We start from the raw sequence: 15734 nt of genomic DNA, 5'->3' as shown, positions 1-15734 counted from the left end.
GAAAATGCAGAAACTCCTCTCAATTGTTCATCTTCTGCTGTGACTTGAGTCACAAGAGGTATTAATTGTTGACCCTGTGTACCGAGTGGGCAGCGCGCTGTGATTCAGTGGCGGGGAAGATGACCCTTGATTCGCTGCGAGGTCTCGGGGGGAGGGCGAGTATGGAGACCGAGTCGGAACCCTACGTCCGTCTTGCGACCCTGCGACAACTGCACACGGTCATGGCGGACATGAACACCGCCCGCAGCCTGGCGGACACCCTGCAGACCGTCGCCGACGGCGTGGTCAACGGGCTCGGGTACGAGCTGGCATGCGTCAACCTGGTCCGCCCCGACGGCGACCTCGTGGTCGCCGCCTTCGCGGGCAACTCCGCCGCCGAGGCGCTCATCACCGGTCGCGTCGGCTCGCGCACCTCCTGGGAGCGCCGCCTCGGCATGGGCGAGGCCTGGGGCGACCTGCGGTTCATCCCGCACACCGAGGGCTGGGTCCTCGACGAGGACGACGTACCGCAGTGGTACACCGACGGCCCCGCACCCCGCTTCGACGACGAGTGGCACCCGTCCGACCGGCTCTTCGCGCCGATGTACACACCCGGCGTCTCCGGCGGTTCCTGCGGCGAGCTGATCGGCGTCCTGTCCGTGGACCGGCCGCGCAACGGCCGTCGGCCCGGCGCATGGGGGCGCGAAGCGCTCCAGATGTACGCCTTCCAGGCCGCCATCGCGATCAGCAACGCGCGTCTACGTGCGAATATGCAGCGCGCACTTGTCAGGCTGGAGCGCGAGCAACAGGCCCTGCGTGCAAGCGAGGAGAGCTTCCGGCAGGCCTTCGAGTACGCCCCCTCCGGCATGGCCATCGCCGAGATGGGCGGCGACCAGCACGGCCGAATACTCCGCAGCAACGACGCCCTGTGCCGCCTCCTGGGCCGCCCCGCCTCCGCGATGCGCCGCTATTCGTTCTCCGACCTCGTGCACCCGGAGGACATAGGCACCCTGCTGAGAACGTCGGCGGAGGGCGGCCGCGCGGAGCTCCGCCTGGGCCGCCGGGACGGCACCTACGTCTGGGTCTCGCTCCGCAACTCCGTCGTCGCGGACGCCACCGACGGACCGCGCTTCCTCCTCACCCACGTCGAGGACATAGAGGACCGCAAGCGCCGAGAGCTGCAGCTCGCCCACCGCGCCGCGCACGACGCGCTGACCGGCCTGCCGAACTCGGCGGAGCTGCGCACCCGCCTCTCCGCCCGCCTCTGCCAGCGCCCGCAGTCCGCGTTCCCCGGCGAGATCGAGTCCATCGACGCCGCGTACGGACACCCGGCCTACGACGCGAACGGCCACGGCTTCGACTTCCGCCCCGGCGCCGACCTCCTGGACGCCTACGACCACCACGTCCACACCATCGCCCCCGAGGGTGAACGTGACGACGGCACCAAGGGGCTCGCGGTCCTCTTCTGCGACCTCGACGGCTTCAAGTCGATCAACGACCGGTTCGGGCACAACGCGGGTGACGCGGTTCTCATCGAGGTCGCGCGTCGGCTCGGCCGGGCCGTCCGCGACGGTGACACGGTGGCCCGGCTCGGCGGCGACGAGTTCGTCGTCCTGGCCGACGGACTCGGCAAGGCCGACGCCGCCGACCTGGCCGTACGCCTGCGGAACGAGATCATCCAGCCCATCCGGGTCGACGGACGGGCCATGCGGGTCGGGGCCAGTTTCGGCATCGGGTGGGCCCACTGCGGCATGACGGCGGACGAGGTCCTGAAGTCCGCTGACGAACGGATGTACATCGAGAAACGATCTCGTCCCAAACAGCACAGACGCGCGGGATGATCTCCAGGTCAGTGGTCTGATGCGGTCTGAGTCACCCGTTTGGACGACGTGGAACGGGTAGGCTCGCAGTTCTCCAGACGTATCGAAGACACATCGAAGACGCATCTGAAGCTGACGTATCTGCACCCGCACCTGCTGAGGAGTACCAAGGGATGACGTCCGGCAACAACGGCGCGAGCACGCCCGAGGACGACGACCCGTTCGGCTACCTCTACGCCGACGGCCAGGCCAACGGAGCCCAGCCGCCCTCCGGCGGCGGTTACGGCTACCCGGGCTCCGTCAACCGAGTACGCCCGGTGGGCGAGCGCCAGTACGGCGGCCAGCAGGCCGCCGCCCCCACCGCGCAGTACCAGCAGCCCTACGGCCAGACCGTCCCCCAGCAGCAGTCCTACGGCGCCCAGCCGAACGCCCACTACCAGGCCCCGGAGACCTTCCCCGGCGGCCCACCGGCCGGCGGCCAGCCCCCGTCGTACAACGACGGCGGCGGCCGGGGCCGCGGCCCCAACACCAAGGGCCTGCTGATCGGCGCGATCGCGGTCGTCGCCGCGGTGGTCATCGGCATCAGCGTCGCGATGATGAACGGCAACGACGACAACAAGTCGGGCAACCAGGCGGGGTCGACGCCGTCGGCTTCGCAGAGCGCCTCGTCGAGTCCGTCGCCGAGCAACGAACCGTCCAGCGCGGACGAGACGCAGACCATCGACGCCAAGGCGTTGAAGCTCGGGACCGGTGTGTCCACGGCCTCCGACGTCGCGGGTGCGAAGGCCGACGGCGGCATCTATGTGACGGGCCTCAACAACGTGGGCGCCTCGGTCACTTGGACGGTCAACGGCATCACCTCGGACGGCGCGTACACCCTCTTCGCCCGCTACAGCAACGCGGGCGACGACGGGAGCATGACGCTCACCGTCAACGGCAAGGTGTTCGGCAGCAAGTTCGGCCTGAAGAACTACACGGGCCAGAACGACCCGTCCAAGGCATGGACGACCACTTACTCGTATCCCACCCTCACCAAGGGCACGAACACCATCACCCTGTCCTGTGAGAACGGCGATAGCTGCAATGTCCTTCTGGACCAGCTGTGGCTGGAGAAGGGCCAGCAGGGCTAGACAGCTCACGCCGCGGTGGCACCCCCCGTCACCGCGACCCGCCCCAGCAACTCCTCGTAGGCCGGTCCGTCGAACTCGCCCGCCACCGGCGCCAGTACAGTCGCTGCCGACAGCGCCACGGCCCGCGCCAGCCGTTCCGGCCAAGGGAGTTGTTCGACCAGCCCCGACAGCAGCCCCGCCACCGCCGAGTCGCCCGCGCCGGTCGGGTTGCCGTGGATGTGGGCCGGAGGTGTCGCGTGCCAGTGGGCCTCGGGGGTCACCGCCAGCAGGCCCTTCGGGCCGAGTGAGGCGACCACCGTGTGGGCGCCCCGGCGGCGTGCGTCCCGGGCTCCGCGCAACGGCTCGTGGGAGCCGGTGAGTTCGGCCAGTTCCTCGGTGTTGGGCTTGATGATGTCGGGGCGGGCGGCGACCGCGCGGCGCAGGGGCTCGCCGCTGGTGTCGAGGAGGACCGGGACACCGGCGGAGCGGGCGGTGCGGACCAGTCCGGCGTAGGCGCCCACCGGCAGCCCCGGCGGCAGACTCCCGCACAGGGCCACCGCCGAGACCCCGCCCAACAGCCCCTCGTACGCCTCCTGGAACGCGGACCACTCCGCCGAAGTCACCGTCGGGCCGGGCTCGTTGAGTTGAGTCGTGTCACCGGTCAGCTCGTCGACGACCGCTATCGTGCGCCGGGTCGCGCCGGAGACCGGGACGAGTGCGTCCAACACGCCTGGCGTGGAGGCGAGTTGCTGTTGTACGACGCGGCCGGTCGCGCCGCCGGTGAAACCCGTGACCGTCACCTCGTGGCCGAGCGCGGCCAGCACCCGGGCCACGTTCAGGCCTTTGCCGCCGGGCCGTTCGGTCACCTCGGAGACGCGGTGCGTGCCGTGCGGCCGCAACTCCCTTACCCGGTAGGTGATGTCGAGAGCGGTGTTCAGCGTGACCGTGAGGATCACCGGGCCGACCTCCCCCTCTGAACCGGCTTGTTCCGAAGGATCGATCATGCCAAAGAGGAGGCGGCCGGCCCAGCCCGCGACCGGCCCACGGATCAGCCCAGTCGCGGGTCGACCACCCAACTGCCGCGCCGCATCACGCCCTTGAGGTCGAACGCGGAGTCCAGCAGCACCAGGTCGGCGTACTTGCCCGGCTCCAGCGAGCCGATCTCGTCGTAACTCCCCAGCAGCCTGGCCGGGTTGGCCGAGATCGCGGCGACGACGTCCTCGACCGGCAGCCGGTCGACCGTCACCGCGCGCTTGAAGGCCCGGTCGAGGGTGAGGGTCGAGCCCGCGATGGAGCCGCCCTCCACCAGCCGCGCCACCCCCTCGCTCACCTCGACCTCCAACGGGCCGAGCATGTAACGGCCGTCACCGAAGCCCGCCGCGTCCATCGCATCCGTGATGAACGCCACGCGGCCCGCGCCCGCATGGCGGAACGCCAACTCCAGGGAGGCCGGGTGGAGATGCGTACCGTCGTTGATCAACTCGACGGTGATGCGCTCGTCTTCGAGCAGCGCCGCGATCGGACCGGGCTCGCGGTGGCCGAGCTGCGGCATCGCGTTGAACAGGTGGGTGGCGACCGTCGCGCCCGCGTCGATCGCCTCCACCGTCTGCTCGTACGACGCGTCCGTGTGCCCGATCGCCGCGATCACGCCGAGTTCGGCGAGCAGCCGTACGGAGTCGAGTCCGCCCGGCAGTTCGGTCGCGAGGGTGACCATGGCGGCCCTGCCGCGCGCCGCGTCGACCAGCTTGCGGACGTCCGCCGGGTCGGGGTCGCGCAGCAGCGCCTCGGAGTGCGCGCCCTTGCGGCACGGCGAGATGAACGGGCCCTCGAAGTGGATGCCGGCCAGGTCGCCCTGCTCGGCCAGCTCGGAGAGCAGCCCGGCGCGCTGGACGAGGAAGTCCATCTCGCCGGTGACCGTCGAGGCGACGACGGTCGTGGTGCCGTGCAGGCGGTGGGTGTGGATGCCCCTGAGGACGTCGTCGACCGTGCCGGAGGTGAAGGAGGCTCTGCCGCCGCCGTGGTTGTGGATGTCGACGAATCCCGGGACCAGGTAGTGGCCGGCGACGTCGAGCACGTCGGCGTTCTCGGGGGCGGCACCGGTGATGCGGGTGCCGTCGACGATCACCCGGCCGTCCCTGACGGTTCCGGTCGGGAGGACGACCGTTGCGCCGGACAGGACGAGGGGCCTTGGACCGGTTGCCATCAGGGCGTTACCTCCGTGCGGTCGCTGTGATTGAGGAGATCCCAGGCCAGGAGCCCGGCACCGAGACATCCGGCGGTGTCCCCGAGGGCCGCGGGGACGATCGACGGCAGCTTCTGGAAAGTGACCCTTCGCCGGACCGCCTCCCGCAGTGGTGTGAACAAGGTTTCCCCCGCCTCGGCCAGGCCGCCACCGATGATGATCGTCCGGGGGTCCAGCAGGGTGAGGGCGGTGACCAGGCCGTCGGCGAGGGCGTCGACGGCCTCCTGCCAGACGGCGTGGGCCCGGGAGTCGCCGGAGTCGACGGCCTTGGCGCAGTCCGCCGCGTCCGCCTCCCGGTCCCCGGTGACCGCGGCCCAGGCCTCGCTGACGGCGGCGGCGGACGCGTACCGCTCCAGGCAGCCGGTCTGGCCGCAGGGGCAGGGGGTCCCGCCGGGCCGTACGACGACATGGCCGATCTCGCCGGCGAAGCCGTGCGCGCCCGCCTCGACCCGGCCGTCGATGCCGATCGCGCCCGCTATGCCGGTGCCCAGCGGCACGAACAGGAAGCGGTCGGCGCCCCTGCCCGCGCCGATGCGGCCCTCGGCGAGGCCGCCGGTGCGGACGTCGTGGCCGAGGGCGACCGGGACACCGCCGAGCCGGGCGGCGAGCAGATCGCGCAGGGGCAGGTCGCGCCAGCCGAGGTTGGCGGAGTAGGAGGCGATGCCCCGCTCGGCGTCGACGATGCCGGGGACGGCCACGCCGGCGGCGGCCGCGGGCTCGCCGTGCTGCTCCTCGCCGTAGGCGCGCAGTTCGGCGGCGAAGTCGAGGATGTGCTCGACGACGGCGTCCGGACCGCGCTCGCGGCCGGTCGCCCGGCGGGCCCGGTGGAGCAGCTCGCCGTCGGCCCCCACTAGGGCGGCCTTCATCCCGGTGCCGCCCACATCCAGGGCGATGACATGTCTCACGGGGGACAGTGTGGCCCGCCGACCCGCGAGAGGTCTAGTCCACTCACGTGGTGTAGACCTTATGGGTTCGCAGAGCGAACGTCACGACAGCAAAGGTTGGGGATTCGGCAGTGCAGCGGCGCAGGACAGGAATGATCGCGGTGACCTCCGTACTGGGGATGACGGCGGTCCTCGGCGGCTGCGGCCTCACCGGGGACTCCGGCGAGGTCACCCTCAGGCTGGTCGCCGCCGACTACGGCGATTCCGCGTCCAACAGCTCGCGGAAATACTGGGACGAACTGGTCAAGGCCTACGAGGCTAAGCACTCCGGCGTGAAGATCGACGTCAGTGTGTACTCCTGGAACGACGTCGACGCCAAGGTCAAGTCCATGGTCGCGGCCGGCAAGGCGCCCGACATGGCACAGATCGGCGCGTACGCGGACTACGCGGACGCGGGCAAGCTGTACTCCACCGCCGACGTGCTCTCCATCCCCGTAGAAGCCGACTTCCTGGAGCCGCTCGCGGACGCCGGGCAGGTGGACCACATCCAGTACGGCATGCCGTTCGCCGCGTCCACGCGCGTCCTCTTCTACAACAAGACCCTCTTCGCCCAGGCCGGCCTGACCCCGCCGAAGGACTGGAGCGAGCTGGCGGCCGACGCGCAGGCACTGAAGGCGCGGGGTGTGAAGTACCCGTTCGCGCTGCCGCTCGGTTCCGAGGAGGCGCAGGCCGAGACGATGCAGTGGCTGCTCGGCGGGGGCGGCGGCTACACCGACGACATCGGGACCTACACCCTCGACTCCTCGGAGAACATCTCCACCTTCACCTGGCTGCGCGACAACCTCGTCGCCAAGGGCCTCACCGGTCCCGTCGCACCCGCCGAGCTGAACCGCGCGGACGCCTTCGCCGCCTTCGCCAACGGTGACGTAGGCATGCTCAACGGACACCCGACACTCATCCAGCAGGCGACCAAGAAGGGCGTCAAGTTCGGCACGGTCGCGATGCCCGGGCGCACCGGCAAGGCCAAGTCGACGATGGGGGTCGCCGACTGGATGACCGCCTTCAAGCAGAACGGCCACCGCGACCAGATCGGCGACTTCCTCGACTTCGTCTACGACGAGAAGAACGTCCTCGCCTTCTCCCGCGAGTACGACCTGCTGCCCGTGACCAACTCCGCGTCCGAGGCGATGGCCGCCGACAAGCAGGACAAGGCGCTGCGGCCGTTCCTGGCGGAACTCCCGCTGTCGACGCTCTACCCGGTCGGCAACACCTCGTGGGCCACGGTCAGTGCCGACATCAAGAAGCGCATAGGGCAGGCGGTGGCCGCGAACGGCAGCCCGGGGGCGGTGCTGGGGCAGTTGCAGTCGGCGGCGACGCTGGCGGAGAGCGGCAAGTAGCGGGGCGGGGCGGTTGTCAGTGGCGGGGTCTACGGTTCGACACATGGACAAGGACGGCGACCGGCCCTCGCTGAACCGAAGGGAACAGGACATCCTCGCGCTGGAGCGCCGCGGCTTCCCGGGCCCCGGCGCGAAGGAGCGCGCGATACGCGAGGAACTGGGCCTGGCCCCCGTGCGCTACTACCAACTCCTCAACGCCCTGCTGGACGACGTACGGGCACTGGCCCACGACCCGGTCACGGTGAACAGGCTGAGACGGGTCCGTGAAAGCCGCCGCTCGGAGCGGTGAGGGGCAGGTGCGGTCCCGGTCCGCCCGGATAGGGTCGTCGTATGGCCAGCCCTGATGACGTAGTGCCGACCCCCGTCACCGCCGCCGGACGCGAGGGCCTCGCCGCGATCCTCGCGAACCCCGCCGCCGCGGTGATCGGGCTCGACTTCGACGGCACGCTCGCACCGATCGTGGCGGACCCCGAGCAGGCCCGGGCCCACCCGGACGCGGTACCGGCACTGGCCGCGCTCGCCCCGAGAGTCGCCTCCGTCGCCGTCATCACCGGCCGCCCGGCCGAAGTGGCGGTCCGCAACGGCGGCTTCGCGGGCGTCCGCGGCCTGGAACACCTGGTCGTCCTCGGCCACTACGGCGCGGAGCGCTGGGACGCGGTGAGCGGCACAGTCACCGCTCCCGCCCCGCACCCCGGGGTCGCCGCCGTCCGCGCCGAACTCCCCGGTTTCCTCGACCGCATCGGCGCCGGGCAGGGCACTTGGATCGAGGAAAAGGGCCGCGCCCTCGCCGTCCACACCCGCCGAGCCACCGACCCTCAGGCCGCCTTCGACGCCCTCCGCGCCCCCCTCACCGACCTCGCCACCCGCCACGGCCTGATCGTCGAACCCGGCCGCATGGTCCTGGAGTTGCGCCCCCCCGGCATGGACAAGGGCGTAGCCCTCCTCGACCACATCCGCGAAACCGCCGCAGAATCCGTCCTCTACGCAGGCGACGACCTCGGCGACCTCCCCGCCTTCGCAGCAGTCGAAAAACTCCGCTCCGACGGCGTCCCGGGCCTGCTGGTGTGCAGCGGAAGCGACGAGGTCACGGAGCTGCGGGAACGGGCGGACCTGGTGGTGGACGGGGCGGCGGGGGTGGCGGGGTTGTTGGCGGCGTTGGCGGCTCGACTGGGCTGAGTGCGTCGTCGAGTTGGGTTGTAGCCGCCCGCCGCTCAACCCTCCTGATCGCGCAACGCGTTCAACTGCTCCAGGAACCACTGAGCCGGCGGAAGCGCCGTAGCCGCCGCAGCGAGGCGCTTGGTTCGCTCGGCTCGCTCCTCGGTCGGCATGGTGAGGGCCTCGTGGAGGGCCGTGGCCGTGGCCGTCACGTCGTACGGGTTGACCGGGATCGCGTCCTCGCCCAACTCCTCGTACGCGCCCGCCTCCCGGGAGAGGACCAGGACGCAGGCCTCGTCGGAGACGAGCGGGATCTCCTTGGCCACGAGGTTCATGCCGTCGCGGATCGGGTTGACCAGGGCCACGTCGGCGAGGCGGTACGCGGCCAGGGAACGGGCGAAGTCGTCCTTGACGTGCAGGACGACCGGGGTCCAACCGGGCGTCCCGTACCGGGAGTTGATCTCCTCCGCGAGGCGCTGCACCTCGGCGGTGTAGTCGCGGTAGACGGCGAGGTCCTGCCGGGAGGGGTAGGCGAACGCCACGTGTACCACCCGCTCCCGCAACTCCGGGTGATCGTCGAGGAGTTGGCGGTACGCCAGCAGCCCGCGCACGATGTTCTTGGACAGCTCGGTGCGGTCGACCCGGACGATCGTCCGGCGGCCCGCGCCGATCTCCTCGCGCAACGCCACCATCCGCTCCTCGACGTCCGCCTCGTGCGAACGGGCCCGCAGGAATTCCGCGTCCGCGCCGAGGCCGTGGACGCCGATCCGCGTCCCACCAAGGCCGCCCGCGAACTCCGTACAACAGGCACTGAACGCGTCCGCCCACCGGCGCGTCAGGAACCCCAGCCGGTCCGCGCCGAGCATGCCCCGCAGCAGCCGCTCCCGGATGTCGTCCGGCAGCATCCGGAAGTAGTCCGCCGGCGCCCACGGCGTGTGCGAGAAATGCCCGATGCGCAGGTCGGGCCGGAGTTCGCGCAGCATCCCCGGGACCAGGCACAGGTGGTAGTCCTGCACGATCGCGACCGCGCCCTCGGCCGCCTCCTCCGCCAGCGCCTCGGCGAACGCCCGGTTGTAGGCCTCGTACGACGCCCACTGCCGCCGGAACTCGGCGTCGAAGACCGGCTCCAGCGGGGTCTGGTACAGCATGTGGTGGACGAACCAGAGGACGGAGTTCGCGATGCCGTTGTAGGCGTCGGAGTGCACGTCGGCCGGGATGGCCAGCATGCGTACGCCGTCCTCGCCGACCCCCTGCCGTACCGCCTCCCGGTCACCGTCGGACAGCGCCGAGCACACCCACAGCGCCCCCGCGTCCGGCCCGATCGCCGACAGCCCGGACACCAGCCCGCCGCCACCGCGCCTCGCGTGCAGCGAACCGTCGTCGCCCACCTCGTACGAGACGGGGCCGCGGTTGGACGCGACGAGCACCTGAGCAGCACCGTACGTGGAAGTCATGTGCCACAACCTAGCCCGGCCCACAAACGCTCAAACGTACGGACGGGCCCGGACGGGCCACAGCGGACCGAATGGATCCGTATACGGCCCCGCCCGCGACATCGCCCCCGGCCGGCTACGCCACCTTGCGTGACTGGTACTCGGTGATCTCCACCATCGGCGGCCGTTCCTCCGTGTCCACGGAGTACGTGCGCGGCTCGAATCCGTCAGGACCCCGCTCGAACTGGGTCAGCGACGGCCGGACGAGATGTCCGCGCGCCAGCCGGAGTTGAGCCGTGCGGTAGATCTGCGCGGCCATCCGACCCAGCGCCTGCCCGTCCTGGTGGCGGTGCTTCCGCACGCCCACGTCGACCTGCGCGAGGGCGTCCAGGCCCACCAGGTGCAGCGCGTCCACCAGCATGCCCAGCTCGACGCCGTATCCGACGGGGAACGGGAGCTGTTCCAACAGCGAACGGCGGGCCGCGTACTCGCCGCCGAGCGGCTGTACGAAACCGGCCAACTGCGGCCAGTGCATGTTCAGCAGCGGGCGGGCCATCAGCTCGGTGACCCGGCCGCCCTGGCCTGCCGCGCCGCCCAGCGGGCGGTCGTACATCGCCTTGACGAGGTCGACGCCGGGTTCGGTGAGCAGCGGGCCCACGATCCCGGTGACGAAGTCGGAGGAGAACTCCTTCAGGTCCGCGTCGATGAAGCAGACGATGTCGCCGCTGGTCACCAGCAGCGAACGCCACAGCACCTCGCCCTTGCCGGGCACGGCGGGTATGCGGGGCAGGATGTCGTCGCGGTGCACGACCCGGGCGCCCGCCGCGGCGGCCACCTCGGAGGTGCGGTCGGTGGACCCGGAGTCGACGACGACGATCTCGTCGACGAGCGGGACCTGCTGCATGAGGTCATGACGGATGATGGCGACGATGTCGCCGACCGTCGCCTCCTCGTTGAGCGCGGGCAGCACGACACTGACCGACTGGCCCGTGCGCTGCTTCGCGGCGAGAATCTTGTGGAGCGGCCGATCGGTCAGGGACCAGGAGCGGGTGCTCAGCCAGTGCTCGACTTCCTTCAGCACGTTGCGCGGCTCCTCTGCGTTCTCTCGGCGAGGGGTGATCACGGACTGTGGGTGATCCATCTCGCGGTTCGGACGGCTCACTCAACTGTCCTGGCCTTCGGTTACAGTCTTGAACAACGCTGATGACCATCGCATGTCGGGGCCGTCGGCGAGACAATCGCATACACAACTGAACACCGCTCATCCAGAGGGGCAGAGGGATACGGCCCGTTGAAGCCCCGGCAACCCTCCAGCCGGTCTTGTCACGTTGACGTGGCGAGGCTCCCGGCTCGGGAAGGTGCCAAATCCGTCTCACGGCGAGATGCGCCGTGAGGAAGATGAGGAGAAAGGGCCTCGCCTCCATGGCTGCGCAGACTGTTGCAAGCACCACGAACCCCGTAGACGCCGTTGATCTCGGCCCCGCCGCCGCGCTTTCCTGCCGCGAGTGCGGCCACCGCGTCCCGCTCGGCCCGGTCTTCGCCTGCGAGGAGTGTTTCGGCCCGCTGGAGATCGCCTACGACTTCTCGGCCTACGACACCGAAGAGCTCCGCAAGCGCATCGAAGCGGGCCCCGCGAACATCTGGCGTTACGCGCCCCTCCTGCCCGTCCCCGCGGACGTGGCGGACAAGCCGAACATCAACCCCGGCTGGACCAAGCTCGTCAAGGCCGACAACCTCGCCCGCGAACTGGGCGTCGACGCCGGCAAGCTCTTCGTGAAGGACGACTCGGGCAACCCGACGCACTCCTTCAAGGACCGCGTCGTGGCCCAGGCCATCGAAGCGGCGCGCGCCTTCAACTTCACCACCCTCTCCTGCTCCTCCACCGGCAACCTCGCGGGCGCGGTCGGCGCCGCCGCCGCGCGGGCCGGCTTCCGCTCCTGCGTGTTCATCCCGCACGACCTGGAGCAGGGCAAGGTCGTCATGGCCGCGATCTACGGCGGCGAGCTGGTCGGCATCGAGGGCAACTACGACGATGTGAACCGCTTCTGCTCCGAGCTGATCGGCGACCCGGCCGGCGAGGGCTGGGGCTTCGTCAATGTCAACCTGCGGCCGTACTACGCGGAGGGCTCCAAGACCCTGGCGTACGAGATCTGCGAGCAGCTCGGCTGGAAGCTCCCGGACCAGCTGGTCGTGCCGATCGCCTCCGGCTCGCAGCTCACGAAGATCGACAAGGGACTCCAGGAGCTGATCAAGCTCGGGCTCGTGGAGGACAAGCCGTACAAGATCTTCGGCGCCCAGGCCGAGGGCTGCTCGCCGGTGTCCGTCGCCTACAAGGCGGGGCTCGACGTCGTACGCCCGCAGAAGCCGAACACGATCGCCAAGTCGCTGGCCATCGGGAACCCGGCGGACGGGCCGTACGTGCTCGACATCGCGCGCCGGACGGGCGGGGCGGTGGAGGATGTCAACGACGAGCAGGTCGTCGACGCGATCAAGCTGCTGGCGCGGACCGAGGGCATCTTCGCGGAGACCGCGGGCGGGGTGACGGTGGGCGTGACGAAGAAGCTGATCGAGAATGGTCTCCTCGACCCCACTCTCACCACGGTCGTCCTCAACACGGGCGACGGCCTCAAGACCCTGGACGCGGTCGCCGGCACCGGCCTGACCGCGACCATCCGCCCGAACCTCGACTCCTTCCGAGAGGCTGGCCTCGCATGAGCGTGACCGTCCGCATCCCCACCATCCTGCGCACCTACACCGGTGGTCAGGCCGAAGTCGCCGCCGAGGGCGCCACCCTCGCCGAGGTCATCACCGACCTGGAGAAGAACCACAACGGCATCTCCGCCCGCGTCCTGGACGACCAGGGCAAGCTGCGGCGGTTCGTCAACGTGTACGTGAACGACGACGACGTGCGGTTCGAGCAGGGGCTGGAGACGGCCACTCCGGACGGGGCCGGCGTCTCGATCATTCCGGCGGTCGCCGGAGGCTGATCATTACCCTGGGTAACCGCGGTTACCAAGAGTTCATTGAATTGCCCCCTCCGTGAGAGAAGCGGAGGGGGCAATTCTCTATGATTGAGCACGGTACAGTTGGGGAACGCGCTCCACTCCGCATGCCGGACGCATATGAGTACCGGCTTCGCATGCGACGAGAAGTAGCCAAAGTGTGCAGGTCTTTTGCACCTTATGTTCTCTTTATGGGGCCCGACTTGCCCTGAAGTCGGACGAATTCTCCGTAAATTCCCGACCGGTCCTGCCCGGAATTCTCGTCGGATTGACCTGTTGCAGACGGCAGTTGGACGGATACATTCGGCCGCGGTCGACGCGTTCCGGCGCACGCCCCCAATCCTGTGGGGGGTGAGGTCTGACCCGGATCCGCGAAGTGCGGGTCCGTGCAAGGGCCAGTAATAGGGGAGTTAGGCATGGCTCAGGGCACCGTCAAATGGTTCAACGCGGAGAAGGGGTACGGCTTCATCGCGGTCGACGGTGGTGCGGATGTTTTCGTCCACTACAGCGCGATTCAGATGGACGGCTACCGCACCCTGGAAGAGGGTCAGCGGGTCGATTTCGAGATCTCGCAGGGTCAGAAGGGGCCGCAGGCTGACATGGTCAAGCTCGCGGTCGGCTGAAGCACGCGCCGACGAACAGCAGCGACGTTCTTCGTTCCCACCGAAGGGCTCGTACCTCTGGGGTCACCCCCTGGGGTACGGGCCCTTCGGCATGTCGGAGAGCCGGTACGAGGAGCCGGTACGAGGGGGTCAGTAGCTGGGAGCCGCTTGCACTCGACCATGCCGAGTGCTAATCATTGGCGTTAGCACTCTGAAGGTGAGAGTGATAACGAAGGACCGGGTGGGTGAGGCCCGCAGGCCAGGTGGTGCAAGGAACCACGGGGCAGGCAGGCCGTCCGTCGCGGGCGCCAGCGCGGTCCGGAGCAATCCACCCCAGTCCGGGAGGACCACTTCACATGGCCAAGATCATCGCGTTCGACGAGGAGGCACGGCGCGGTCTCGAGCGCGGGATGAACCAGCTCGCCGACGCCGTCAAGGTCACCCTTGGCCCCAAGGGCCGCAACGTCGTCCTCGAGAAGAAGTGGGGCGCCCCCACGATCACCAACGATGGTGTTTCCATCGCCAAGGAGATCGAGCTCGAGGACCCGTACGAGAAGATCGGCGCCGAGCTGGTCAAGGAAGTCGCCAAGAAGACGGACGACGTCGCCGGTGACGGTACGACCACCGCGACCGTCCTCGCCCAGGCCCTCGTCAAGGAAGGCCTCCGCAACGTAGCCGCGGGCGCCAACCCGATGGCCCTCAAGCGCGGTATCGAGAAGGCCGTCGAGGCCGTCTCCGGTGCCCTCCTTGAGCAGGCCAAGGACGTGGAGACCAAGGAGCAGATCGCTTCCACGGCCTCCATCTCCGCCGCCGACACCCAGATCGGCGAGCTCATCGCCGAGGCGATGGACAAGGTCGGCAAGGAAGGCGTCATCACCGTCGAGGAGTCGCAGACCTTCGGTCTTGAGCTGGAGCTCACCGAGGGCATGCGCTTCGACAAGGGCTACATCTCGGCGTACTTCGCCACCGACATGGAGCGTATGGAGGCGTCGCTCGACGACCCGTACATCCTGATCGCCAACTCGAAGATCGCCAACGTCAAGGACCTGCTCCCGCTCCTGGAGAAGGTCATGCAGTCGGGCAAGCCGCTGCTGATCATCGCCGAGGACGTCGAGGGCGAGGCCCTGTCCACGCTGGTCGTCAACAAGATCCGCGGCACCTTCAAGTCCGTCGCCGTCAAGGCTCCGGGCTTCGGTGACCGTCGCAAGGCCATGCTCGGCGACATCGCCATCCTCACGGGCGGCGAGGTCATCTCCGAGGAGGTCGGCCTCAAGCTGGAGAACGCGACCGTGGATCTCCTCGGCCGCGCCCGCAAGGTCGTCATCACCAAGGACGAGACCACGATCGTCGACGGCGCCGGCTCCGCCGACCAGGTCGCCGGCCGGGTCAACCAGATCCGCGCCGAGATCGAGAACAGCGACTCGGACTACGACCGCGAGAAGCTCCAGGAGCGCCTCGCCAAGCTCGCCGGCGGCGTCGCCGTCATCAAGGCGGGCGCGGCCACCGAGGTCGAGCTCAAGGAGCGCAAGCACCGCATCGAGGACGCCGTTCGCAACGCGAAGGCGGCCGTCGAGGAGGGCATCGTCGCCGGTGGTGGCGTCGCGCTCATCCAGGCCGGCAGCGTCTTCGAGAAGCTTGAGCTCGAAGGTGACGAGGCCACCGGTGCCGCGATCGTGAAGCTGGCCCTTGAGGCCCCGCTGAAGCAGATCGCCGTCAACGCCGGCCTCGAAGGCGGCGTCGTGGTGGAGAAGGTCCGCAACCTCACCCCGGGTCACGGCCTCAACGCCGCGACCGGTGAGTACGTGGACCTCATCGCCGAGGGCATCATCGACCCGGCGAAGGTCACGCGTTCCGCCCTGCAGAACGCCGCGTCCATCGCCGCGCTGTTCCTCACCACCGAGGCCGTCATCGCCGACAAGCCGGAGAAGTCCGCGGCCCCGGCCGGCGGCGGCATGCCGGGCGGTGACATGGACTTCTGATCCGCCTCGGGGCCCCGGCCTCCGGTTGATCAACGTCCTTACGGAGGGCGGCACTTCCTGCTCGGGCAGGGGGTGCCGCCCTTCGGCGTGTCCGGGGTGCCGTGTCCGGGATCACAGGCTCTGGGGCCGGAC

General features: G+C 69.5%; 14 protein-coding genes and 1 riboswitch. Of the genes, 9 read left to right on the top strand and 5 right to left on the bottom strand.

The window, feature by feature from the left end; all coding sequences use genetic code 11:
* The first annotated feature begins 161 nt into the window (after positions 1-161).
* Together cdgB and AB0M63_RS16165 are read left to right on the top strand one after the other, a co-directional pair.
* Positions 162-1820 (top strand): diguanylate cyclase CdgB, encoded by a 1659-nt coding sequence (cdgB, locus tag AB0M63_RS16170; protein ID WP_355924952.1) that lies wholly within the window; start codon positions 162-164, stop codon positions 1818-1820.
* 152 nt (positions 1821-1972) lie between these two features.
* Positions 1973-2929, top strand: a complete 957-nt coding sequence (locus AB0M63_RS16165) for a carbohydrate-binding protein (RefSeq protein ID WP_355924950.1) — start codon at positions 1973-1975, stop codon at positions 2927-2929.
* A gap of 5 nt (positions 2930-2934) precedes the next feature.
* On the opposite strand, the gene AB0M63_RS16160 is transcribed toward AB0M63_RS16165, so the two are convergent.
* The 3 genes from AB0M63_RS16160 to AB0M63_RS16150 all read right to left on the bottom strand — a co-directional run bounded on the left by AB0M63_RS16160 (position 2935) and on the right by AB0M63_RS16150 (position 6055).
* Positions 2935-3864 (bottom strand): 1-phosphofructokinase family hexose kinase, encoded by a 930-nt coding sequence (locus AB0M63_RS16160; RefSeq protein ID WP_366019941.1) that lies wholly within the window; start codon positions 3862-3864, stop codon positions 2935-2937.
* A 92-nt stretch (positions 3865-3956) separates the two neighbouring features.
* Entirely contained in the window at positions 3957-5111 is a 1155-nt protein-coding gene (gene nagA / locus AB0M63_RS16155) for an N-acetylglucosamine-6-phosphate deacetylase (protein ID WP_366019795.1), read from the bottom strand.
* The gene (locus AB0M63_RS16150; RefSeq protein WP_355924946.1) at positions 5111-6055 is read right to left on the bottom strand and encodes an ROK family protein; all 945 of its coding nucleotides are present in this window, start codon (positions 6053-6055) and stop codon (positions 5111-5113) included. Before AB0M63_RS16150 ends, nagA begins: the two co-directional genes overlap by 1 nt.
* A gap of 131 nt (positions 6056-6186) precedes the next feature.
* Between AB0M63_RS16150 and AB0M63_RS16145 the strand changes: the two genes are divergently transcribed.
* From AB0M63_RS16145 to otsB, 3 genes are read left to right on the top strand one after another with little or no spacing between them, the layout of a single operon-like run.
* Positions 6187-7431, top strand: coding sequence for an extracellular solute-binding protein (locus AB0M63_RS16145; RefSeq protein ID WP_355906074.1), 1245 nt, complete (start codon positions 6187-6189; stop codon positions 7429-7431).
* A gap of 43 nt (positions 7432-7474) precedes the next feature.
* Positions 7475-7720 carry a DUF3263 domain-containing protein gene (locus tag AB0M63_RS16140; RefSeq protein WP_355906038.1) on the top strand — a complete coding sequence of 82 codons (246 nt, stop codon included), beginning with the start codon at positions 7475-7477 and terminating at the stop codon, positions 7718-7720.
* 41 nt (positions 7721-7761) lie between these two features.
* The gene (gene otsB / locus AB0M63_RS16135; protein ID WP_355906035.1) at positions 7762-8607 is read left to right on the top strand and encodes a trehalose-phosphatase; all 846 of its coding nucleotides are present in this window, start codon (positions 7762-7764) and stop codon (positions 8605-8607) included.
* 35 nt (positions 8608-8642) lie between these two features.
* On the opposite strand, the gene AB0M63_RS16130 is transcribed toward otsB, so the two are convergent.
* Both AB0M63_RS16130 and AB0M63_RS16125 read right to left on the bottom strand, forming a co-directional pair.
* A complete protein-coding gene (locus AB0M63_RS16130) occupies positions 8643-10040 on the bottom strand; it encodes a trehalose-6-phosphate synthase (protein WP_366019794.1) in 1398 nt (465 codons plus the stop codon).
* A gap of 115 nt (positions 10041-10155) precedes the next feature.
* A complete protein-coding gene (locus AB0M63_RS16125) occupies positions 10156-11100 on the bottom strand; it encodes a glucosyl-3-phosphoglycerate synthase (protein WP_366019793.1) in 945 nt (314 codons plus the stop codon).
* Between the two features lie 177 nt (positions 11101-11277).
* Positions 11278-11424, top strand: a riboswitch (SAM riboswitch).
* A 17-nt stretch (positions 11425-11441) separates the two neighbouring features.
* On the opposite strand from AB0M63_RS16125, the gene thrC reads away from it, so the two are divergent.
* From thrC to groL, 4 genes are all read left to right on the top strand, one after another.
* Positions 11442-12734 carry a threonine synthase gene (gene thrC / locus AB0M63_RS16120; protein WP_355906026.1) on the top strand — a complete coding sequence of 431 codons (1293 nt, stop codon included), beginning with the start codon at positions 11442-11444 and terminating at the stop codon, positions 12732-12734.
* The gene (locus AB0M63_RS16115; RefSeq protein WP_355906023.1) at positions 12731-13006 is read left to right on the top strand and encodes a MoaD/ThiS family protein; all 276 of its coding nucleotides are present in this window, start codon (positions 12731-12733) and stop codon (positions 13004-13006) included. The genes thrC and AB0M63_RS16115 overlap by 4 nt, the downstream gene beginning before the upstream one ends.
* A 431-nt stretch (positions 13007-13437) precedes the next feature.
* Entirely contained in the window at positions 13438-13644 is a 207-nt protein-coding gene (locus AB0M63_RS16110; protein ID WP_173314580.1) for a cold-shock protein, read from the top strand.
* Positions 13645-13979: 335 nt separating this feature from the next.
* Positions 13980-15602, top strand: coding sequence for a chaperonin GroEL (gene groL, locus AB0M63_RS16105; RefSeq protein ID WP_355906019.1), 1623 nt, complete (start codon positions 13980-13982; stop codon positions 15600-15602).
* Positions 15603-15734: the final 132 nt, after the last annotated feature.

This window comes from Streptomyces sp. NPDC051576 (assembly GCF_040681835.1).
Lineage (GTDB): Bacteria > Actinomycetota > Actinomycetes > Streptomycetales > Streptomycetaceae > Streptomyces.
This window is presented reverse-complemented; position numbering and strand designations above follow the sequence as displayed.